Source organism: Micromonospora sp. WMMD812, from assembly GCF_027497215.1.
Lineage (GTDB): Bacteria > Actinomycetota > Actinomycetes > Mycobacteriales > Micromonosporaceae > Micromonospora.
This window is the reverse complement of the sequence record NZ_CP114904.1, coordinates 3055650-3078110: the sequence shown is the minus strand read 5'-3', so window position 1 is coordinate 3078110 and position 22461 is coordinate 3055650. Positions and strand designations below refer to the sequence as shown.

Here is a 22461-nt window from a genome sequence, read left to right as displayed (position 1 = left end):
GATCGAAAAGAGTGGTCATCCCCGCGGGGATGACCACTCTTTCGGTATTCGAGGTCGGGGCCGGCGGCGGCTCCTCGGGCCGGGTCACTCGGATTCGGCGAGGATCGCGTAGAGCTTGCGTCGAGTCTCGTCGAGCACCTGGGCGGCCCGCTCCCGCTGGTCGTCGGTGCCGGTCATCATCACCTGGCGCAGGGCCTGCATCGCCTGCGCGCCGGCGTCCCGGATGTCGTGCCAGCTGGCCACCGTGTCCTGGGCGAATTCGGCCCACGGCGGGGTCTGCGCCGCGGTGGCGGCCTCGGCGCGCCCGGCCTCGGTGACGGTGAACCGCTTGCGCCCGCCCCCGGAGTCCTCCGCGGCGGCGATGACGCCCTCGTCCTCCAGCAGCTGCAGGGTCGGGTAGATCGACCCGGGGCTGGGTCGCCACGCCCCGCCGGTGCGGGAGTCGATCTCCTGGATCATCTCGTAGCCGTGCATCGGCCGCTCGGTGAGCAGCGCCAGCACCGCGCTGCGGACGTTGGGCCGGCGTCCCCGTCCGCGCCCCCGACCGCCCCAGCCGTGGCCACCGCCCGGACCGTGGGGACCGCCGGGCGGGAAGGGCGGGAAGCCGAAGCCGAATCCGCCCCGCATCCGGGCCTCGTGCATCGCGTGGTGTTGTCGATGGAACCGCATGGTCCCGTCTCCCTTCGTCGTATCGCTGATGCATCGACGATATATCGGAAACGTGTCGCCGACAAGTCGCCGTTGACCGACGAAGCAAACCGTACGTACGTCTTGTTAGGCTGTCGGGCGTGCGACTGCTTCCCCCACCGGGCCCGGCCCGGATCCTCACCCTCGGCACCCTGGTCAAGACCGTCGGCCGGGGCCTCTGGCTGGTCGCCAGCGCGCTCTTCCTGACCCGCTCGGTCGGCCTCTCCGCCGCCGAGGTCGGCGCCGGGCTGACCGTCTCGGCGCTGGTGGGCGTGCTCGCCAGCACCCCCACCGGCTACCTCGCTGACCGGATCGGGCCCCGCGGCACCCAGATCGGCGCGCTGCTCGCCGCGGGCGCGCTGACCGCCGGCCTCGTCGCGGTCCGGTCGTTCCCGGCCTTCCTCCTGGTCGGCGCGGCGACCGCGCTCGCCGACGCCGCCGACCGGGGCGCCCGCGGCGCGCTCATCGCCGGCGCTGTGCCGGCCGACCAGCGGGTGCGCACCCGCGCCTACCTGCGGGCCACCACCAACGTCGGCATCTCGGTCGGCGCCGTGCTCGCCGGGTTCGCCATCGCCGCCGACACCCGCGCGGCCTACGTCGCGCTGGTCCTCACCGCCGCGGCGGCGTCCCTGGGTGCGGCCGCCGTCTTCACCCGGCTGCCGGTCGTCCCGCCGGTCGCCGCGCCGGCGCAGGGCCCCCGGCTCGTCGCCCTGCGGGACCGCCCGTTCCTGGCCTTCACCGTGCTCGACGGCCTGATGTCGATGCACTTCGGCCTGCTCAACATCGCCCTTCCACTGTGGATCGCCGGACACACCCGCGCGCCGGCCTGGGTGATCTCGGGCGTGATGCTGGTGAACACGGTGATGGTCGTGCTCTTCCAGGTGCGGGCCGCGCGGGGCACGGAGAGCGTGACCGGCGCCGCCCGGGCCTCCCGCCGGGCCGGGTTCGCCATCGCGGCGGCCTGCGTGCTCTTCGCCGTCAGCGGCGGGTTGCCCACCGTCGCCGCCGTCGGTCTGCTCGCCGGCGGGGCGCTGGTGCACGTGATCGGCGAGCTGTGGCACTCCGCCGCCGGCTGGGGAATCTCGTTCGGGCTCGCCCCGGAGGAGGCCCAGGGGCAGTACCAGGGGACCTACAGCATGGGGTACGAGCTGGGCCGCATGCTCGCGCCGGTGGTGGTGACGACGCTGGCGATCGGCTGGGGCACACCGGGCTGGTTGGTGCTCGGTGTGCTCTTCCTGCTCCTCGGTGTCCTGGTGCCTCCGGTGGTGCGGTGGGCCGCCCGGACGCGGCTTTCGGAACCGGAGGAACGCCCGGTGACGGTGTGACGCCCGGGCTCGTCACTCGGCCCGCGGGCCGGGGGCCCGATCTGGCAGGCTGGTAGACGTGCTGACGGTGCCGGTACGGCAACTCGGGGAATCGGAGCGCCGCGCGGTCGAGCGGCTGCTCGACCTCGACCCGTACGCGGGCGCGCAGGTCGCCGAGCGGGTCGCCGCGCGTGGACTGTCCTGGTGGCGCGCCGAGGGCCGGATCCTCGGTTACGGCGCCCGGCGCAACCTCGAGTCGCTCTGCTGGCTCGGCGGCAACCTGACCCCGGTGCTCGCGACCGAGCCGGCCGTGGCGGCCTTCGCCGACCTGCTCGCCGGCGAGGAGCGGCTCTGCTCGTCGATCGTGGGCCGGGCCGACGCCGTGCTGGGGCTCTGGGACCAGCTCTCCGACGTCTGGGGTCCGGCGAGGGACGTACGCCCGAACCAGCCGCTGCTGGCCACCGAGGCGCTGCCGGCCGTGCCGGCGGACCCGGAGGTGCGCCGGGTGCGCGGCGGCGAGATCGACCGGCTCTTCCCGGCCGCGGTGGCGATGTACACCGAAGAGGTCGGCGTCTCGCCGCTGGCCGAGGACGGCGGGCGCAGCTACCGGCGGCGGGTCAGCGAGCTGGTCCGGGGCGGCCGGGCGTACGCCCGCTTCGCCGACGGTCGAGTGATCTTCAAGGCCGAGCTGGCGGTGGTGACCCGGCGGACCGCGCAGGTCCAGGGCGTCTGGGTGGCCCCGGAGTGGCGGGGGCGCGGGATCGCCACGTCGGCGATGGCGGCGGTCGTTCGCGACGCCCTGCTGCGGGTCGCCCCGACGGTCAGCCTCTACGTGAACGACTTCAACCTGCCCGCCCGCCGGGTCTACGACCGGTGCGGCTTCCGCCCGGTCGGCACGCTCGCCACCGTGCTCTTCTGACCCGCGCCGCTCCGGCGTCCGCCGCCGCACCGCACCCCGATCGGGGGTCTGCCGGCGGCGAAAATGCGTTGATCCGTCCGGGCCGGACGACGAGGCTGGAGGTACCGCCACCACGACCAGGGTCCGGAGGACTGTCATGCGCCTGCTCCGCGACCTCTGGGCCACCGCACCGCGCCGGATGTCGGCCGTCCTGCTGCTCGTCGTGCTGGGCGCCGGCGGCCAGGCGGCCGCCTCCGCGCTGGCCGGACCGGTGCTGGTGCACCAGTCCGTGGGCTGGTTCGTCGTCCTCGTGGTGGCGCTGATCGCCGCGGTGGTCACCGACCTCGCCATCGGTCTGCTGATGGCCGGCCTGACCGCGGACTGGTCCGCCGACGTGCGTCGGCGACTGTGTCGGGTGGCGCTCGGACAGGACCTGCCCACCCTGGAGACGACCCCGGTCGGCGAGCTGCTCGACCGGATCGACAACGACGTCTACCAGGTCGCGGCCGAGATGCGGAACACCGGCGTCCGGCTGGTGCAGGGCGTCGCCGTGTGCCTGCTGGCCACGGCGAGCGCGCTGGTCGTGTGGTGGCCGGCCGGGGTCGGGATGGTGTTGCTGACCGCGCTGCTCGTCGTCGTCCTGCGCCGCCCCACCGGGCGGATCGCCCCCGCCCGGATGGCCGAGGAGGAGGCCTGGTCGGATCTGGCCGCCGTGATGGAGGAGGCGGTGCACGGCCAGGACGACGTGCGCACCAGCCTCGCCCAGCCGTACGTGCTGCGGCTCTACGCGCGCCGGGCCGCCGAGGTGATCTCTCGGGCCGGCCGGGTGTTCCGGATGTCGGCGCGGGTCACCTCCGTCGCCGCCGGGGCCATCCGGGCCGGGATCGCCGCCGTGGTGATCGGTGGGGCGTGGGCGCTCGCCAGCGGGCGGATCGACGGCGCCCGGCTGACCGCGATCTGGCTGCTCGCCATCGCCTTCGGCGCGACCGTCGAGCATCTGGCCCGCTGGGTGCCGCACCTGCAGTACGCGCTCGGCGCCTGGGCCCGGGTGCAGCTGCTGCAGGACTCCCGGCAGGAGCCGGTGGGCGGGCTCGAGCCGGTCGAGGGCGACCTGACCGTCCGCGGTCTCACCTTCCGCTACCAGTCCGGCGACGACCGCGGCCCGGCGCTGCACGACATCCGGCTGACCTTCGCACGCGGCCGGTCGTACGCGCTGGTGGGCCGGACGGGGTCGGGCAAGTCGACGCTCGCGAAGGTGCTCACCCGGGCGGTGGACGTGCCCCGCGGCACGGTCTTCCTGGGCGACACCGACCTGGTCGACCTGGACGTCGAGGAGCTGCGCCGGTGGATCGCCGTGGTGCCGCAGCGCACCGAGATCCTGGCCGGCACGCTCGCCGAGAACGTCGCGCTCTTCGACCCCGATCTGCTCGACGACGCGACCCGGGCGCTGGAGGAGCTGGGGCTGGCCGGCTGGATCGCCGAGCTTCCCGACGGCGTACGGACCCGGCTCGGTGAGGGCGGGCACGTGCTCTCCGCCGGGCAGGAGCAGCTGGTGGCGTTCGCCCGGATCCTGGTCCGGGACCCGCACGTGGTGATCCTCGACGAGGCCACCGCCCGGCTCGACCCGGTCACCGAGACGCGGGTGCGGCAGGCCACCGAGCGGCTGCTCGCCGACCGCATCGGCATCGTCATCGCGCACCGGCTGTCCTCGGTGCGGCGCTGCGACGAGGTGGTGGTGCTGGCCGACGGCACGGTGCTGGAGGCCGGCCCGCTGCGCGAGTCGGCGCGCTTCGCCGAGCTGCTGGCGACCAGCCACGCCGGCGCGTACGCCGGGACGGGGCCGTCCCGCGGCGGGGTCGACCTGCTGCCGGCGCCGGGCGCGGAGTGGGACCTCGCCGAGCCGGCGGAGGAGGCCGTACGCCCGGCGGCCGAGCGGCCGGTGGCCGTGCCGAAGGCCGACCCGCCGCCGCTGCCCCCGCCGCCGTCCGCGCGGACCATGCGGGAGATCCTGCGGCTGGCGGTCAACGAACCACGGTTCGGGCTCGTGTCGGTCGCCCTGTTCATCGTCCTGACCCTGCTCGGCCTGGACGGCTCGGTGCTGCCCTGGCTCTGGGCCGACGTGGTCGACGGGGGAGACCCGTGGCTGCCGGCGCTCGGCATCGCCGTCGCCCTGCTCGTCGTCCTGCCGCTGCCCTACCTCACCAACCTGTGGTTCCCGCAGTGGTGGATCCGGCAGATGCTGCGCATCAGCCTGCGGCTGGTGCACGGGCAGACCGGGCCCCGCCGGGTCAGCGGGCACACCCCGGCCGAGGTGGTCGCCCAGGGCGGCGACACCGAACGGGTGGTGCAGCTCGCCGACAACCTGGTGGACCAGTTCATCTCCCTGGCGATCGTGGTCGCCATGACCCTGGTGACCGGCAGTGTGGTGCCGGGGCTCTTCTTCCTCGGCACGATGGTGGTCTCCGGCCTGGCGGCGACGCTGTTCGGGCCGCGCCTGGAACGCAGCGCCCGCGGCACCGTCAAGGCCCGGGCCGCCTTTGCCACCGCGTTGGTCTCCTCGCTGTCCGCCGCCCGTACGGTGAAGCTCGCCGGCGCCACCCGTCCGGTGCTGCACCACCTGGCGGAGCTGGACACGGTCCGCAGTGACCGGCAGCGCCGGGAGATCGCCATGCAGGTGTGGGCGCGGTCCACCCCGTCGGTGGTCAGTGGTCTGCTGCCGATCGGCGCGTGGGCGCTCTACCTGGGCGGCGGGCTCTCCGCCGGCGCCACGCTGGTGGCGGTCTCCACGCTCGGCGCCGCCCGCTGGTTCGCCTGGACCACCGCCGCGCTGGTGTCCCACTACCCGTCCGCGCGGGTCTGGACCCGGCGGACCGTGGCGATGAGCGGGGCCTCGTCGTACTCGGCTTCGGTGCCGGGGGTGGACCTGGCCGCCGGGACCGCGCCGGCGCCGGAGCCGCCCCCGCGGCACCCGCTGCGCCGGCTGGAGCTGGCTGGCTTCGGCGCGCTGCACTCGGACGGGACCCTGGCGGTCCGGGACGTGGACCTGAGCGTCGAGCGGGGGCAGCTGGTGCTGGTCGTCGGGCCGGTCGGCGCCGGCAAGTCGTCGCTGTTGCGCGCCCTGGCCGGGATCGTGCACCACACCGGCCGGTTGAGCTGGAACGGCGAGCCGGTCACCGAGCCGGAGCTGTTCCTGCGCCCCGGCCAGGTCGGGTACGTGGGGCAGCTGCCCCGGGTGCTCTCCGGCACCGTGGCGGAGAACATCGCCCTCGGCCACGAGGTCGACGCCGGCGCGGCGGTCTCCACCGCCCAGCTCGACCACGACCTCGCCGCCGCCGGTGGCGGGCTCGGGTTGTTGATCGGCCACAAGGGCACCCGCCTGTCCGGCGGGCAGCTGCAGCGGCTGGCGCTGGCCCGCGCTCTGGCGCCCCGGACCGAGCTGCTGGTCGCCGACGACGTGTCGTCCGCGCTGGACGTCACCACCGAGCTGGCGCTCTGGGCCGCGCTGCGCGAGCACGGGGTGACGGTGGTCGGTTCGACCTCGAAGCGCGCCGCGCTCGTACGCGCCGACCACGTGGTCGTGCTGATCGGCGGCGCGGTCGCCGCCCAGGGCCCGTGGCGGGACCTGGAGGGCCGCTGGTCCCACCTGGCCGGCTGACCCGCCCTCCGCCCGCCCTCCCGCGGTTGATCAAGAGGTTTGCGTCAGATCGGAGCCCCCCGCTGACGCAACCTCTTGATCAGCCGGGAAGGAGGGGACGGTCAGGCGGCGCGGAGGTACTGGCTGGGCCAGGTGGGGGTGGCGCCGAGCTTCGCCGCCGCGCGGTGCGGCCAGTACGGGTCGCGCAGCAGCTCCCGGCCCAGCAGCACCAGGTCGGCCTCGCCGCCGGCGATGATCTGCTCGGCGTGCTCCGGCTCGACGATCAGTCCGACCGCACCGGTCGGCACACCGGCCTCCCGGCGGATGCGGGCGGCCAGCGGCACCTGGTAGCCGGGGGCGAGTGGGATCTTCTGGGCGGTGCTGACGCCACCCGAGGAGGCGTCCACCAGGTCGACTCCGGCGCCGGCCAGCTCACCGGCGAGCACCACGCTGTCCTCCGCCGTCCAGCCGCCGTCGACCCAGTCGGTGGCGGAGATCCGGGTGAGCACCGGCACCTCCTCGCCGACCGTCGCGCGGACCGCGCGGGCCACCTCCAGGGTGAGCCGCATCCGGGCGGCGCGGTCGCCGCCGTAGCCGTCCGTGCGGTGGTTGCTCAGCGGGGAGAGGAACTCGTGCAGCAGATAGCCGTGCGCCGCGTGGATCTCCACGGCGGCGAAACCGGCGTCGAGTGCCCGAGCGGCGGCGGCCGCGAACGCGTCGACCACGCCGGCGATGCCCGCCGCGTCGAGCGCGGTCGGGGTCCGGTAGCCGGGGGTGAAGGGCTCGGTGCCCGGACCGACGGGGGTCCAGCCGCCCTCGTCGTCCGGCACCCCACCGCGCGCGTCGGCCCAGGGCCGGTACGTCGACGCCTTGAACCCGGCGTGCGCGAGCTGCACCGCCGGCACCGCCCCGTGCGCGGCGAGGAACGCGGTCACCGGACGCCAGGCGTCGACGTGCGCGCCGGACCAGAGCCCGGTGTCCTGCGGGCTGATCCGTCCCTCGGGCACGACCGCCGTGGCCTCGGTCAGCACCAGGCCGGCGCCGCCGGCCGCGCGGGCGCCGAGGTGCACGAGGTGCCAGTCGGTGGGCAGCCCGTCCGGGCCGGCGGTGTACTGGCACATCGGCGCCATGGCGATCCGGTTGGGCAGGGTCACCGCGCGCAGGGCCAGTGGTGAGAACAGTGTGCTCATGGCGTCATCCTTCCGGTACACGCGAGGAGGGCCCCTCGGTGAGGGACCCTCCTCGGCTCAGCGGGTTCAGGCGGGTACGGGATTCAGCCCGTCCTGCCGGTTGGGGGCGGGTTCGTCCGCGGCGGCCGGGTCGAGCAGCTCCCGCCGGCCGGCCGCGTCGTACGCGGTGCGGTCGAGGGTGCCCTCGCGGGCCGCGACGATGGTCGGCACGAGGGCCTGTCCGGCCACGTTGGTGGCGGTGCGGATCATGTCGAGGATCGGGTCGATGGCCAGCAGCAGGCCGGCGCCGGCCAGCGGCAGGCCCAGGGTGCTGAGGGTCAGCGTGAGCATCACGATCGCCCCGGTCAGGCCGGCGGTCGCGGCCGAGCCGACCACCGAGACGAAGGCGATCAGCAGGTAGTCGGTGACGCCGAGGTGGATGCCGAACACCTGGGCCACGAAGATCGCGGCGAGGGCCGGGTAGATCGCGGCGCAGCCGTCCATCTTGGTGGTCGCGCCGAACGGCACCGCGAACGAGGCGTACTCGCGGGGCACGCCGAGCCGCTCGACGGCACGCTGGGTCACCGGCATGGTGCCCACCGAGGAGCGCGAGACGAAGGCCAGCTCGATGGCCGGCCAGGCGCCGGCGAAGAAGCGCAGCGGGTTGAGCCGGCCGGCGGCCACCAGCAGCAGCGGGTAGACCACCAGCAGCACGATCGCGCAGCCGACGTAGACCGCCGTGGTGAACTTGGCGAGCGGGGCGAGCAGGTCCCAGCCGTACGAGGCGACCGCGTTGCCGATGAGGCCGAGCGTGCCGATCGGGGCGAGCCGGATCACCCACCAGAGCGCCTTCTGGACGATCTCCAGCAGCGAGCGGTTGAGCGCCACGAACGGCTCGGCCTTGTCGCCGAGCAGGAGGGCGGCGGCGCCGACGACCAGCGCCAGGAAGACGATCTGGAGCACGTTGCCCTCGACGAACGCCCCGACCGGGTTGGTCGGCACGATGCCGGTGAGGAAGTCGGTCCAGGAGCCGTGCTTCTTCGGGGCGGTGGCGCCGGCGAGGTCCAGGGTGACGCCGCGGCCGGGGTTGGTGAGCAGGCCCAGGCCGATGCCGACGCCCACCGCGATGAGGGCGGTGATGCCGAACCAGAGCAGCGTCTTCAACGCCAGCCGGGCGGCGTTGGCCACGCCGCGCAGGCTGACCACGCTGACCACGATCGCGGTGAAGACCAGCGGCGGCACGGCCAGCTTCAGCAGCTGGACGAAGAGGCCGCCGACGGTGTCGAGGGTGCTGGTCAGCCAGCTCAGGTCGTTGGCGCGGGCCAGGAAGCCGAGCGCCACGCCGAGGACGAGGGCGAGCAGGATCTGGGCGGAGAAGGGGAACTTGCGCAGGGCGAGAGCCATGTGATGGTGTCCAAGGGTCTGGTGGGTCGGGGCAGCGTCAGGAGAGAGGCTGCGCCGGACAGACGCCGCTGGCCTGCAGTCGGAGATCGACGTACAGGCGCACGGTCAGGCACCAGATGTTGGTCATCGCGGCACGACGTTACGCGCGGGATCCGTGGGGCGGAAGGACCGACTGTCGTGACGATCCTTACAACAAGGTCGCCGACGGTCGATACCCACCCGCCGGCCGACGCCTACCGGCGGCCGAGGCCGACCGTGGCGGCCGCGGCGAGCCCCCAGAGCACCGCGATCGCGAGCACCACCCGCTCCAGCACGCCGACCAGCGCGCCCCGACCGACCACCAGCATCGCCAGCCCGACCGCCGCGCAGAGCGGCAGCGCCACCAGCGCGGCGATCCCGGAGAGTCGCCGCAGCGGCCAGCTCGCGCCACGGGTGAGCGTGATCGCGACCATCGCGAAGATCACCGCCGCGGTGGCCGCGATGCTCGCGCCGCCGTGCACCAGGTCGGCCACCGTGGCCCGCTCGAACGGCGGCAGCGGGCAGCCGGCGCTGCACGTCACCGCGCCGGAGAGCGCCGTGCCCAGACCTCCGGCGGCCAGCAGCGCCGCGGCGACCCGCAGCGCCGGTGGCAGCGCCGCGGCGAGGAGCAGCAGCCCGGCGGCCAGGGCGTAGACCCCGATCCGGTACGTCGGCGCGTAGCCGCTGCCGGCGATGCCGGCCTCGCTGACGTACCCGGTGAGGCCCGGCCCGGGAGCGGCGATCACGGCGACCGTCACCGCGGCGGCGCCCACCAGGGTGCAGCCGGCGGCGGCCGAGGCGGCGGCGGCCCGGGGCGTGATGAGCGGCTCGGGCCGGGCGCCCTCAGCCACGCCCGTGCGGCGTGGTCCAGCCGGACGTGTCGGGGCCGAGCGGCACGACGCCGGTCGGGTTGATCTCCTTGTGGGTGGCGTAGTAGTGCCGCTTGATGTGGTCGAAGTCGACCGTCTCGCCGAAGCCGGGGGTCTGGAACAGGTCCCGGGCGTACGCCCACAGCACCGGCATCTCGGTGAGCTTCTGCCGGTTGCACTTGAAGTGCCCGTGGTAGGCGACGTCGAAGCGGACCAGCGTGGTGAAGAGTCGCACGTCCGCCTCGGTGATCGAGTCGCCCATCAGGTAGCGGCGGCCGGACAGCCGCTCCGACAGCGCGTCCAGCCGGGCGAAGAGCGCCCGGTACGCCTCGTCGTACGCCTCCTGGGAGGTGGCGAAGCCGCACCGGTAGACGCCGTTGTTGACGTCCCGGTGGACCTCCGCCATCAGCGCGTCCATCTCCGGGCGCAGCTCCACCGGGTAGAGGTCCGGCGCGTCGGCGGCGTGGAACCGCCGCCACTCGGTCGAGAGGTCCAGGGTGAGCTGCGGGTAGTCGTTGGTGACCACCCGCCCGGTGATCGTGTCGATCAACGCGGGCACGGTCACCCGCCCGGTGTAGTCGGCGTCGGTCGCCAGGTACGCCTCGGACAGGAAGCCGATGCCGAGCACCGGGTCGAACCCGTCCGGGTCGAGGGTGAACCGCCAGCCCCGCTCGTCCCGGATGGGGTCGACGGTGCCCAGCGAGATGACGTCCGCCAGGCCGAGCAGGCTCCGCACGATCCGCGCCCGGTGCGCCCAGGGGCACGCCCGACACCAGATCAGCCGGTAGCGGCCCGACTCCAGCGGCCAGCGGCCCTCGTCGTCCGGCCCCCCGCCGGGCGGTGCGGTCGAGTGCGGGGTGACCCGGTCGGTGAACCGGTTGGGTTGGCGGACGAACACGCCGCCCGTACTGGTCTCTGCGCTGAACTGAGCCCGGGCCATGCCGTCAACCTATCGGCTCCGGACCTGGATATCCTGGCGGCCGGGCGTCCCCCGCGACCCGGAGGACGCACCCGTCCCGCCCTTCCCACCCCCGAAGGACTCGCGATGACCGTGGCATACCTGGTGGCCGGTGTCCGCACCCCGATCGGCCGCTACGCCGGCGCGCTGGCCGGCGTCCGCCCCGACGATCTGGCCGCGCACGTGATCCGTGAGCTGGTCGCCCGCCACCCGTCGGTGGACTGGGCCCGGGTGGACGACGTGATCCTCGGCTGCGCCAACCAGGCCGGCGAGGACAACCGCAACGTGGCCCGGATGGCCGCGCTGCTCGGCGGGCTGCCCGAGGAGGTGCCCGGGAGCACGATCAACCGGCTCTGCGGCTCCGGCCTGGATGCCCTCGCCACCGCGGCACGCGCCGTCGCCGCGGGCGAGGCCGAGTTGATCGTCGCCGGCGGCGTGGAGAGCATGAGCCGGGCGCCGTTCGTCATGCCGAAGGCGACCTCGGCCTACTCCCGGGCGGCCGAGATGTACGACACCACACTCGGCTGGCGCCTGGTGAACCCGCTGATGAAGGCCGGGTGGGGCATCGACTCGATGCCGGAGACGGCGGAGAACGTCGCCGCCGAGTACGGCGTGGACCGGGCCGCCCAGGACGAGTTCGCCCTCCGCTCCCAGCAGCGCGCGGCCAAGGCGCAGGCCGACGGCCGGTTCGCCGAGGAGATCGTGCCGGTGACCGTGCCGGCGGGGCGCCGCGAGACGAAGCTGGTCGAGGTCGACGAGCACCCGCGGGAGACCTCGCTGGAGAAGCTCGCCGCGCTGCCCACCCCGTTCCGCGCCGGTGGCACGGTGACCGCCGGCAACTCGTCCGGGGTCAACGACGGCGCCGTCGCGCTGCTGGTCGCGTCCGAGGCCGCGGTCGCCCGTTACGGGCTCACGCCGCTGGCCCGGATCGGCGGCGCCGCGGCCGCCGGGGTCCCGCCGCGGATCATGGGCATCGGCCCGGTGCCGGCCACCCGGAAGCTGCTGGACCGGCTCGGCCTCGGCCTGGACGCGGTGGACGTGATCGAGCTGAACGAGGCGTTCGCCGCGCAGTCGGTCGCCGTGCTGCGCGAACTCGGGCTGCCCGAGGACGCCGAACATGTCAACCCGAACGGTGGGGCGATCGCGCTCGGCCACCCGCTCGGCGCCAGTGGCGCCCGGCTCGCGCTGACCGCCGCGCTGGAGCTGCGCCGTCGTGGCGGGCGGCGGGCCCTGGCCACCATGTGCATCGGGGTGGGACAAGGGATCTCCCTAATGCTGGAGTCAGCGGCCTAGAGTGTTCAACACCACACGATCCGCGGGTCGGTCGGTGGGCCGCCGCGTGCCCGCACGCGCCCCGACACCGGTGCCTGCCCGCCTCTCGGCGACGAACTGGGGAGCTTGCAGATGCCGGACGGATTCCCGACCGAGATCGACCTGACCCGACCGAGCGCCGCCCGGGTCTACGACTACTTCCTTGGCGGGGCGCACAACTTCGAGATCGACCGGCAGCTCGCCGAGCAGATCGCCAGCATGACGCCGAATCTGGCGGCCACCATGCGCTCGGGCCGGGAGTTCCTGCGCCGGGCCGTGCGGGCGCTGCTCGACGCCGGCATCGACCAGTTCCTCGACATCGGCTCCGGCATCCCGACCGTGGGCAACGTGCACGAGGTGGCCCAGGGCGCGAACCCCAAGGCCCGCGTGGTCTACGTGGACATCGACCCGGTGGCGGTCGCGCACAGCCGGGAACTGCTCGCCGGCAACGACCTCACCGCGGTGATCCACGCCGACCTGCGCGAGCCGGAGCGGATCCTCGCCGAGGCGCGCGGCCTGCTCGACTTCGGCCGTCCGGTCGGCATCCTCCTCGCCGGGGTGGTGCACTTCATCCCGGACGCGGACCGGCCCGCCGAGCTCCTGGCCGCTCTGCGCGCCGCCGCGGCGCCCGGCAGTTACCTGGTGATCTCCCACTCCACCTTCGAGGACCAGCCGCAGGAGATGCTCGACGCGCAGCGCCTGTCGGCGCGTACCGACACCGAGATCACCCTGCGTTCCCGGGACCAGATCACCGGCTTCTTCGGGGACTGGACGATCCTGGAGCCGGGCGTGGTCCACATGCCGCTGTGGCGTCCGGACTCACCGTCCGACGTGGACGAGTACCCGGAGCGGTTCGGCGCGTTCGGCGGCGTCGCCCGGTACGACCAGCCCACCATCGGCTGACCGGTGGCCGTCCCGGACCCCACCGGGGACGACGCCAGCCGCGCCGGTGCGCAGGGGTACGCCGCCGAGTGGGCCCGCACGGTACGCCGCCTCGGTTTCGTGCCGCTGAGCGCGGTCGAGACCGAGCGGCTGCTGCTCGTGCACACCGTGCGGCTGGCGCAGGCGCTGCGGGCCGAGCCATTCACCGGCCAGCCCGCCGAGGACGTCGGGCGGGCGCTGGTCGAGGCGCACCTGACCGAGCCCCGGATGCTGGAGTGGTCGGTGCGCGCCCTCGGCGCGGACTTCCTCGCCCGGGTGATGGGCGGCAGAGGGCAGCCCGGGGACGCGGCGGAGCGGATCGTCGCCCTGCAGGGCGGCCTGGCCGCCGGTTTCGCCCGCGCGCTGCGCGACCGCACCTTCAGCCAGCAGGAGCGGATCGCCCGCTCGGCCTGGCAGGCACGCGACGAGGTGGAGCAGGCCCTGCGGGACAGCGAGGCACGGTTCCGGGCGGTCTTCACCGGCGCCGCGATCGGCATCGGCATCGCCGGGATCGACGGGCGGATCATCGACGTCAACCAGTCGTTCGCGGACATGCTCGGCTACTCGGCCGAGGAGCTGCGCCGGATCAATGTGGCGTCGCTCTTCCACGCCGATGACGCCGCCGGCATGTGGGGGCTCTACCAGGAGCTGACCGAGGGCAAGCAGGACTCGGTGCGGGTGCAGAAGCGCTACCACCGCAAGGACGGCAGCTCCCTCTGGACCGACCTGGCCGTGTCGCTGATCCGGCACGACGACGGCCGGCCGCGCTTCACCGTGGCCATGATCGAGGACATCACCGAGCGGTACGCGCTCCAGCAGCGGCTGCGATTCCAGGCGCTGCACGACCCGCTCACGGGGTTGCCCAACCGGACGCTCTTCTTCGAGACCCTGGGTAGGGTCCTCGACTCCGCCGATCCCGGCCGTCGGGTCGGGATCTGCTTCCTCGACCTGGACGGGTTCAAGGCGATCAACGACAGCCTCGGGCACGACCTCGGCGACCGGCTGCTGGTCATGATCGCCCGGCGGCTCGCCGACTGCGTCGCCGACCATGGCCACCTGGTCGCGCGGATGGGTGGCGACGAGTTCGTCATCCTGGTCGACGGCGGCGACGGGCTCGACGACGCGGTGGCCGTGGCGGAGGCGGCGCTGGCCGCGGTCTCCGCGCCGGTGCACGTCGGGGATCAGCAGCTCGCCGTCTCGGCGAGCGTCGGCATCGTCGAGGGCCCGGCCGGCGAGACCAGCGCGTCCGAGCTGATGAAGGCCGCGGACACCACGCTCTACTGGGCGAAGGCCGAGGGGCGCGGCCGCTGGGCGGTCTACGACCCGGAGCGCAGCGCCCGCGACATCGCCCGGTCGTCGCTGGCCGCCAGCCTGCCGGTCGCGCTGGACCGGGGTGAGTTCGTGCTGCGGTACCAGCCGATCGTGTCGCTGCTGGAGGGCAGCATGCTCGCGGTCGAGGCGCTCGTCCGGTGGCAGCATCCGGAGCTGGGGCTGCTCGGCCCGGACCGGTTCATCGGGCTCGCCGAGGAGACCGGGCTGATCGTCAGACTCGGTGAGTGGGTGCTCCGGCAGGCGTGCCGGGACGCCGAGGAGTGGCGGCGGCGCTTCCCGGACGCCCAGTTGGTGGTCAGCGTGAACCTCGCCGCCCGGCAGGCCGAGGATCCGGCCATCGTGGACACGGTCTCGGACGCGCTGGCGTCCAGCGGGCTCCCGGCGGAGCTGCTGCAACTGGAGCTGACCGAGAGCGCGGTGATGGGCACCGCGGGGGAGCCGCTGCGCTCGCTGCACCGGCTGGCCGGCCTCGGCGTACGGCTCGCCATCGACGACTTCGGCACCGGCTACTCGAACCTCGCGTACCTGCGCCGGCTGCCGATCCACTGTCTGAAGCTGGCCGGCCCGTTCGTCGAGGGGATCCGGGGCGACGGCCCGGAGGCGGCGGTCGACCACCGGGACGAGCGGATCGTGGACGCGCTGGTCCGGCTGGCGCATGCGCTCGAACTCTGGGTCACCGCCGAGGCGGTGGAGACCGGGGTGCAGGCCGAACGGCTGCGCGCGCTGCGCTGCGACACCGGGCAGGGGCGCTACTTCGGGGCGCCGGTCCCGGCCGAGGGGATCTCCGCGCGGCTCTCCGGGACGGAGGGTGGGTCGCGTGAGCGCGAGGCCTGAGCGGGCGGGTAGTCGACCGGGCGCGAATGGCGGATGCTCGGCTGACGAGGAGTGGGCACGGCGGTTTCGCGTCCTTCGGAGCTGACGTCGTCAACGACTCAGGGGTAGCGATGGCACAAACGACTCAGCTCCGAAGGACAGCCGGTACATGAGGTCGCCCCTAGCCGGGGCGACACGCGGAAGGGGCGGTGGCTCAGGTGAGCGCGACCGACACGGAGGCCCTGGTCACGGTGGTGGCCGCGCTGGCGATCCTGGCCGGGCTGGCCGGCGTGGTGGTGCCCGGCCTGCCGGCGCTGCCGCTGTGCTGGGGCGGAGTGCTGCTCTGGGCGGTGTTCGGCGCGGCCGGCGCCGGCCGCTGGGTGGTGCTCGCCGCCGCGACACTCGTCGCCCTCGGCGGGGTCGTGGTGAAGTACCTCTGGCCGGGGCGGAACCTGAAACGCACCGGGGTGCCGACCTCCTCCCTGCTGGCCGGGGGCGTGCTGGGGATCATCGGGTTCTTCGTCATCCCCGTCGTCGGGCTGGTGATCGGCTTCGTCGGCGGGGTGTGGGCGGCCGAGCGGCTGCGGCTCGGCGACAACCGCCTCGCCTGGCCCGCCACCGTGCAGGCGCTGAAGGCAGCCGGGCTGTCGATGCTCGTGGAGTTCGGCGCCGGCCTGGTGATCGCGGCGATCTGGGTGGCCGGGCTGCTGCTGACGTGACCGTCGCCGTCGCGGCGCGGCGGCCGCGTCGGGTGTCGGCGCGGGGTGTCCGTCGGATACGGCGGTAGCCGTACGGGTGAGAGAGAGGTGGACACCCCGCGCCGACGCGGGCCGGGCGTTGCCGAGCGCCCGGCGGCGGCCCGTCGCGATCGGGCCTGGTCACAGGGTCAAGGATGCGGTCCGCGGGCCCGCTCCGGCAACGGAATTAGCCCGGGCGGCGATGAGATTCCCACGCGGGATGTATTGACCACCTTGATCGACGGGGACGACACTTTGCCCACTCGCACCGGGGAATCGCCTCGAGGAGGTGTGCAGTGGCCACGACGCCCGCGCCGACCGCCGAGCAACCGATGGACGACGACGCCCGACGGCTCGCCGAACTCGGCTACAAACAGGAGCTCCACCGCAAATGGAGCGGCTTCTCCAACTTCGCGATCTCCTTTTCGATCATCTCGATCCTGGCCGGCTGCTTCACCACGTTCGGCCAGGCGTGGAACAACGGTGGCCCGGTCGCCGTGTCCTGGGGCTGGCCACTGATCTCGCTGTTCATCCTGATCATCGGCTTCTGCCTGGCGGAGCTGGTGTCCGCCTACCCGACCGCCGGCGGCATCTACTGGTGGGCCGCGAAGATGGGCCGGCCGGTGCACGGCTGGTTCACGGGCTGGCTCAACCTGATCGGGCTGGTCGCTGTCACCGCGTCGGTGGACTACGGCTGCGCCACCTTCCTCAACCTCACCCTGTCGGCGCTCTTCGACGGCTGGGAGGGCACCCTCCGGCAGGCGTTCCTGCTCTTCGTGATCATCCTGGCCCTGCACGGGCTGATCAACATCTTCGGGCACCGGATCATCGACGTGCTCCAGAACGTCTCGGTCTGGTGGCACGTGGCCGGCGCGGCCGCCGTGGTGGCCATCCTGCTCCTGGTCCCGGACCGGCACCAGAGCTTCCAGTTCGTCTTCACCGAGCGGTTCAACAACTCCGGGTTCGCCGACGGCGACACCGGCGGGCTGACCTTCTGGTTCTACGTGCTGCCGCTGGGCTTCCTGCTCACCCAGTACACGATCACCGGGTTCGACGCCTGCGCGCACGTCTCGGAGGAGACCCGGGGCGCCTCCCAGGCCGCCGCCCGCGGCCTCTGGCGGTCCATCTTCTACTCCGCGATCGGCGGCTGGATCCTCCTGCTGGCGTTCCTCTTCGCGGCCACCGACGTGGAGGCGGTCAACGCCGCCGGCGGCTTCTCCGGCGCGATCTTCGAGACCGCGCTGACCCCGTTCTTCTTCAAGACGGTCATCATCATCTCCACCATCGGGCAGTTCTTCTGCGGCATGAGCTGCGTGACCTCGATGAGCCGGATGGCGTACGCGTTCAGCCGGGACCGGGCGGTGCCGGGCTGGCGGCTCTGGTCCCGGGTGGACCGCAACGGCACCCCGGTCAACGCGATCATCGCGGCGACGGTGGCGGGGCTCGTGCTCACCCTGCCGGCGCTCTACGAGAGCCCGGCCGGCATCCCGGTCGCCTTCTACGCCGTCGTCTCGGTCGCGGTGATCGGGCTCTACCTGTCGTTCCTCATCCCGATCGCGCTGCGGCTGCGGATGGGCGACCGGTTCGTTCCCGGTCCGTGGACGCTGGGGCGGCGGTACAAGCTCCTCGGCTGGATCGCGGTGATCGAGATCGCGGTCATCTCGATCTACTTCGTGCTGCCGATCGTGCCCGCCGGTGTGCCCGGCGATCCCGACTTCACGTGGTCGGCCGTGAACTACGCGCCGATCGCCGTGGGCGGGGTGCTCCTGCTGGTCGCCGTCTGGTGGTACGCCTCGGCCCGGAAGTGGTTTACCGGCCCTCGACGGACCGTCGACGTTCCCGGGCCCCGGACCGCCGCGGACGGCGCGCCGGCCGACACGCCCGCCTGACCTGGGGACGCGCCGCCCGGGTTTCCCGGGCGGCGCGTCCGGGGCATTGACGGTGATCCGGTTTGCCAGTAGACCTTGGTGATGGAGGCCCGCGGATGAGGAGAGCGCCGCTCACACTGGAACAACTGCGGGTCGCCGTCGCCGATCGCGAGATCGACACGGTCGTGCTGGCCCTGGTCGACATGCAGGGCCGCCTGCAGGGCAAGCGGTTCCACGCTCCGTTCTTCCTGGACCAGGTCGTCGCACACGGCAGCGAGGGGTGCAACTACCTGCTCGCCGTCGACGTCGACATGAACACCGTCGACGGCTACGCGATGTCGAGCTGGGAGCGGGGCTACGGCGACTTCGCGATGAAGCCGGACCTGACCACCCTGCGCCGGGTGCCCTGGCAGCCGGGCACCGCCATGCTCCTGGCCGACCTGGAGTGGCTGGACGGCTCCGGCCCGGTGCTCGCCTCGCCCCGGCAGATCCTCCGCCACCAGTTGGACCGGCTCGCCGGGCACGGGCTGACCGCGTACGCCGGCACCGAGCTGGAGTTCGTGCTGTTCCGTGACTCGTACGAGGACGCGTGGCGGCGGGGCTACCGGGAGCTGACCCCGGCGAACCAGTACAACGTGGACTACTCGTTGCTCGGCACGGCCCGGGTGGAGCCGCTGCTGCGCCGGATCCGCCGGGAGATGGCCGGAGCCGGGCTGACCCCGGAGAGCGCCAAGGGCGAGTGCAACCTCGGCCAGCACGAGATCGCCTTCCGGTACGACGAGGCGGTGGCCTGCGCCGACCACCACGTCATCTACAAGAACGGGGCGAAGGAGATCGCCGCCCAGGAGGGCATGTCGATCACCTTCATGGCCAAGCCGAACGCGCGGGAGGGGAACTCCTGCCACATCCACTTCTCGCTGCGCGACGTCGACGGCCGGTCGGCGCTGCTCGGCGACGGGCCGGCGCACCTGTCGGTGAGCGGGCGGCGGGTGCTCGCCGGGCTGCTCGCCACCATGCGCGAGTTCAGTCTGCTCTTCGCCCCGAACGTCAACTCGTACAAGCGCTACCAGCCCGGGTCGTTCGCGCCGACCGCGCTGCGCTGGGGCGTCGACAACCGCACCTGCGCGCTGCGGCTGGTCGGGCACGGGCCCGGGATGCGGGTGGAGAACCGGGTGCCCGGGGCGGACGTCAACCCGCACCTGGCGATCGCCGCGCTGGTCGCCGGGGCGGTGCACGGCATCGAGCAGGAGCTGGAGTTGGGTGCGGAGTGCGCCGGCAACGCGTACGACGACCCGGACGCCGAGCGGGTGCCCGGCACGCTGCGCGACGCCCTCACCCTCTGGGAGTCCTCCACCCTGGCGAAGGACGCCTTCGGCGACGAGGTGGTCGCCCACTACGCCAATCAGGCCCGCGTCGAGCTGAAGGCCTTCGACGCCGCGGTCACCGACTGGGAGCTGATCCGTGGCTTCGAACGCCTGTAGCCCGCGCCGCGCGCTCCGCGCCCTCCCGCCGACACCCCCCGCGATCTTGCACTGTGTGCCCCTGGTTCGTGGCGGTACGCGGCCTTTGCCGGGGCGGAAACTGCACGATCGCGGGGACCGGAGAGGGGTGGGGGCGTGACGAGTGTGGTGAACCCGGCCACCGGGGAAGTTGTCGCGGAGGTTCCGGCGACCTCGCTGGGCGAGGTGGATGCGGCGATCTCGCGGGCCGCCGTCGCGTACGAGCGGTGGCGCGGTGTCGCGCCGGGGGAGCGGGCGCGGCTGCTGCGGCGGTTCGCGGCCCTGGTGGACGCGCACCTGGAGGAGTTGGCCGGGCTGGAGGTACGCAACTCCGGGCACACCATCGGCAACGCCCGGTGGGAGGCCGGCAACGTCCGGGACGTGCTCGACTACTACGCCGGCGCGCCGGAGCGGCTCACCGGGCGGCAGATCCCGGTGCCCGGCGGGCTGGACGTCACCTTCCACGAACCGCTCGGCGTGGTCGGGGTGATCGTGCCGTGGAACTTCCCGATGCCGATCGCCGCGTGGGGCTTCGCCCCGGCGCTCGCCGCCGGCAACACCGTCGTGCTGAAGCCGGCCGAGCTGACACCGCTCACCGCGCTCCGCCTGGCCGAGCTGGGCCGCGAGGCCGGCCTGCCCGACGACGTGTTCACCGTGCTACCCGGCGAGGGTCGCGTGGTCGGCGAGCGCTTCGTCACCCACCCGGCGGTCCGCAAGATCTGCTTCACCGGCTCCACCCAGGTCGGCACCCGGATCATGGCCGGCTGCGCGGCCCAGGTGAAGCGGGTGACGCTGGAGCTGGGCGGCAAGTCCGCCAACCTGGTCTTCGCCGACGCCGACCTGGCGAAGGCGGCGGCCACCGCGCCGTACGCGGTCTTCGACAACGCCGGCCAGGACTGCTGCGCCCGGTCCCGGATCCTGGTCGAGCGCCCGGCGTACGACCGGTTCCTCGAACTGCTCGAACCGGCGGTGCGCGGGTTCCGGGTGGAGGACCCGGCCCGGGACACCGCCGAGATGGGCCCGCTGATCTCGGCGGGCCAGCGGGAGCGGGTGGCCGGCTACGTCGACGGCGCGAAGGTCGCCTTCACCGGCTCCCGCCCGGACGGCCCCGGCTTCTGGTACGCCCCGACCGTGCTGCTCGCCGACTCTCCGGCCGACCGGCACTGGCGGGAGGAGATCTTCGGCCCGGTCGTCTCGGTGCTCCCGTTCGACGACGAGGCCGACGCGATCCGGCTCGCCAACGACACCGAGTACGGCCTCTCCGGCTCGATCTGGACGCGGGACGTCGGCCGGGCGGTCCGGGTGGCGCGAGCCGTCGAGTCCGGCAACCTGAGCGTCAACTCGCACTCCTCGGTGCGCTACTGGACCCCGTTCGGTGGCATGAAGCGCTCCGGGCTCGGCCGTGAGCTGGGCCCGGACGCGCTGCACGCGTTCACCGACGTCAAGAACGTGTTCATCGCGACGGAGGAGTGAGCAGCGTGCAGGGTCGGTTGCAGGACCGGGTGGCCGTCGTCACCGGAGCGGGCAGCGGGATCGGGCTGGCCACGGTGCGGCGGTTCGCCGCCGAGGGCGCCCGGGTGGTCTGCGTGGACATCGACGCGGAGGCGGGCAAGCGGGCCGCGGACGAGGTGGGCGGCGAGTTCGTCGCCGTGGACGTCGCGGACGAGGCGGCCGTCCGGGACCTGTTCGACGGGGTGGTCGAGCGGCACGGCCGGGTGGACGTGGCGTTCAACAACGCCGGCATCTCCCCACCGGACGACGACTCGATCCTGGAGACCGGGCTGGACGCCTGGGAACGGGTGCTGCGGGTCAACACCACGAGCGTCTACCTCTGCTGCAAGTACGTGATCCCGCACATGCGGCGGCAGGGCAAGGGCTCGATCATCAACACCGCGTCGTTCGTGGCGTTGATGGGCGCCGCCACCTCGCAGATCGCGTACACGGCGAGCAAGGGCGGTGTGCTGGCGATGACGCGGGAGCTGGGGGTGCAGTTCGCCCGGGAGGGGATCCGGGTGAACGCCCTGTGCCCCGGCCCGGTCGCCACCCCGCTGCTGCTGGAACTCTTCGCCGCCGACCCGGAGCGGGCCGCCCGCCGGCTGGTGCACGTGCCGATGGGCCGGTTCGGGACGGCGCAGGAGATCGCCGCCGCGGTCGCGTTCCTGGCCAGCGACGACGCGTCCTTCATGACCGCCGCCCAGTTCGTGGTCGACGGCGGCATCACCGGCGCCTACGTCACCCCGCTGTGAGCGGGCCGGTTTGGCGAGCCCCGCGGTCGCGACCGGTGCCGCCGACGTGACGCGGCCGCTGATCGGGATCAGCGCGTACGTCGAGCCGGCCGGCTGGGCGGTCTGGCGGGACGTGCCGGTGGTGCTGGTGCCCGAGGCGTACGTCCGGGCGGTCACCGCGTCCGGCGGCCGCGCGGTGGTGCTGCCCCCGGACGACCGGGACGCCGACGTGCTGCGGGTGCTGGACGGGCTGATCCTGGCCGGCGGCGCCGACGTCGACCCGGCCCGCTACGGCCAGCTCCCGGCCCCGCGCACCGACAGCCGGCCGACCCGGGACGCGGGTGAGCTGACCCTGCTCACCGCCGCGCTCGCTGCCGGGCTGCCGGTGCTGGGCGTGTGCCGGGGAATGCAGCTGCTCGCGATCGCGTACGGCGGCAGTCTGCACCAGCACCTGCCGGAGCTGGTCGGGCACGAGCGGCACCGCCCCGCCCCGGGTGTCTACGGCGCGCATCCGGTCCGGTTCGCGCCGGGCAGCCTGGCAGGCACGGTCATGGCCGGGGTGGGCCGGGTGAACTCGTACCACCATCAGGGGGTGGCCGATCCGGGGCGGCTGACCGTCAGCGGCTGGGCCGACGACGGGGTCGTCGAGGCGGTGGAGGATCCGGGCCGGCCGTTCGTGCTGGGCGTGCAGTGGCACCCGGAGAACGAGGCGGACCCCCGGCCGGTGGGCGCGCTGGTCCGGGCCGCCGGCGAGCGCATCGCCGGGCAGCTGTCGGACCGGGGTCATTGACGCGGGTCTCGACAGCGTCCCGCG

Annotated in this window: 17 protein-coding genes; 12 read left to right on the top strand and 5 right to left on the bottom strand. The window is 73.7% G+C overall.

Annotated elements, in window-relative coordinates; genetic code table 11:
- Positions 1–84 precede the first annotated feature (84 nt).
- The gene (locus tag O7603_RS14025; protein WP_281576147.1) at positions 85–669 is read right to left on the bottom strand and encodes a PadR family transcriptional regulator; all 585 of its coding nucleotides are present in this window, start codon (positions 667–669) and stop codon (positions 85–87) included.
- 119 nt (positions 670–788) lie between these two features.
- Here O7603_RS14025 and O7603_RS14020 point away from each other — a divergent pair, with 119 nt between their 5' ends.
- From O7603_RS14020 to O7603_RS14010, 3 genes are all read left to right on the top strand, one after another.
- On the top strand, positions 789–2012 hold the full coding sequence (locus tag O7603_RS14020; RefSeq protein ID WP_281576146.1) for an MFS transporter: 1224 nt from the start codon (positions 789–791) through the stop codon (positions 2010–2012).
- 58 nt (positions 2013–2070) lie between these two features.
- A complete protein-coding gene (locus O7603_RS14015) occupies positions 2071–2910 on the top strand; it encodes a DUF4081 domain-containing GNAT family N-acetyltransferase (RefSeq protein ID WP_281576145.1) in 840 nt (279 codons plus the stop codon).
- 136 nt (positions 2911–3046) lie between these two features.
- Positions 3047–6544 (top strand): ABC transporter ATP-binding protein, encoded by a 3498-nt coding sequence (locus O7603_RS14010; protein ID WP_281576144.1) that lies wholly within the window; start codon positions 3047–3049, stop codon positions 6542–6544.
- Between the two features lie 101 nt (positions 6545–6645).
- Here O7603_RS14010 and O7603_RS14005 read toward each other — a convergent pair whose 3' ends face one another.
- From O7603_RS14005 to O7603_RS13990, 4 genes are all read right to left on the bottom strand, one after another.
- On the bottom strand, positions 6646–7713 hold the full coding sequence (locus tag O7603_RS14005; protein WP_281576143.1) for an NADH:flavin oxidoreductase/NADH oxidase: 1068 nt from the start codon (positions 7711–7713) through the stop codon (positions 6646–6648).
- Between the two features lie 66 nt (positions 7714–7779).
- Positions 7780–9084: a dicarboxylate/amino acid:cation symporter gene (locus tag O7603_RS14000; protein ID WP_281576697.1), complete on the bottom strand. Its 1305-nt coding sequence runs from the start codon at positions 9082–9084 to the stop codon at positions 7780–7782.
- Positions 9085–9329: 245 nt separating this feature from the next.
- Positions 9330–9965 carry a DUF998 domain-containing protein gene (locus O7603_RS13995; RefSeq protein ID WP_281576142.1) on the bottom strand — a complete coding sequence of 212 codons (636 nt, stop codon included), beginning with the start codon at positions 9963–9965 and terminating at the stop codon, positions 9330–9332.
- The gene (locus O7603_RS13990; protein ID WP_281576141.1) at positions 9958–10923 is read right to left on the bottom strand and encodes a glutathione S-transferase C-terminal domain-containing protein; all 966 of its coding nucleotides are present in this window, start codon (positions 10921–10923) and stop codon (positions 9958–9960) included. Before O7603_RS13990 ends, O7603_RS13995 begins: the two co-directional genes overlap by 8 nt.
- Before the next feature lie 105 nt (positions 10924–11028).
- Between O7603_RS13990 and pcaF the strand changes: the two genes are divergently transcribed.
- From pcaF to O7603_RS13945, 9 genes are all read left to right on the top strand, one after another.
- Positions 11029–12234 carry a 3-oxoadipyl-CoA thiolase gene (gene pcaF, locus O7603_RS13985; RefSeq protein WP_281576140.1) on the top strand — a complete coding sequence of 402 codons (1206 nt, stop codon included), beginning with the start codon at positions 11029–11031 and terminating at the stop codon, positions 12232–12234.
- Positions 12235–12339: 105 nt separating this feature from the next.
- Positions 12340–13155, top strand: coding sequence for an SAM-dependent methyltransferase (locus O7603_RS13980; RefSeq protein WP_281576139.1), 816 nt, complete (start codon positions 12340–12342; stop codon positions 13153–13155).
- Positions 13156–13158: 3 nt separating this feature from the next.
- Positions 13159–15339: an EAL domain-containing protein gene (locus tag O7603_RS13975; protein WP_281576138.1), complete on the top strand. Its 2181-nt coding sequence runs from the start codon at positions 13159–13161 to the stop codon at positions 15337–15339.
- A gap of 197 nt (positions 15340–15536) precedes the next feature.
- Complete coding sequence (locus O7603_RS13970) at positions 15537–16037, top strand: DUF456 domain-containing protein (protein ID WP_281576137.1); 501 nt, start codon at positions 15537–15539, stop codon at positions 16035–16037.
- Positions 16038–16351: 314 nt separating this feature from the next.
- On the top strand, positions 16352–17944 hold the full coding sequence (locus O7603_RS13965) for an amino acid permease (RefSeq protein WP_281576136.1): 1593 nt from the start codon (positions 16352–16354) through the stop codon (positions 17942–17944).
- Positions 17945–18039: 95 nt separating this feature from the next.
- Complete coding sequence (locus O7603_RS13960) at positions 18040–19404, top strand: glutamine synthetase family protein (RefSeq protein ID WP_281576135.1); 1365 nt, start codon at positions 18040–18042, stop codon at positions 19402–19404.
- Between the two features lie 135 nt (positions 19405–19539).
- Positions 19540–20895, top strand: a complete 1356-nt coding sequence (locus O7603_RS13955) for an aldehyde dehydrogenase family protein (protein WP_281576134.1) — start codon at positions 19540–19542, stop codon at positions 20893–20895.
- Between the two features lie 5 nt (positions 20896–20900).
- Positions 20901–21668, top strand: a complete 768-nt coding sequence (locus tag O7603_RS13950) for a 3-oxoacyl-ACP reductase (protein ID WP_281576133.1) — start codon at positions 20901–20903, stop codon at positions 21666–21668.
- A gap of 46 nt (positions 21669–21714) precedes the next feature.
- Complete coding sequence (locus O7603_RS13945; RefSeq protein ID WP_281576132.1) at positions 21715–22437, top strand: gamma-glutamyl-gamma-aminobutyrate hydrolase family protein; 723 nt, start codon at positions 21715–21717, stop codon at positions 22435–22437.
- Positions 22438–22461 lie beyond the last annotated feature (24 nt).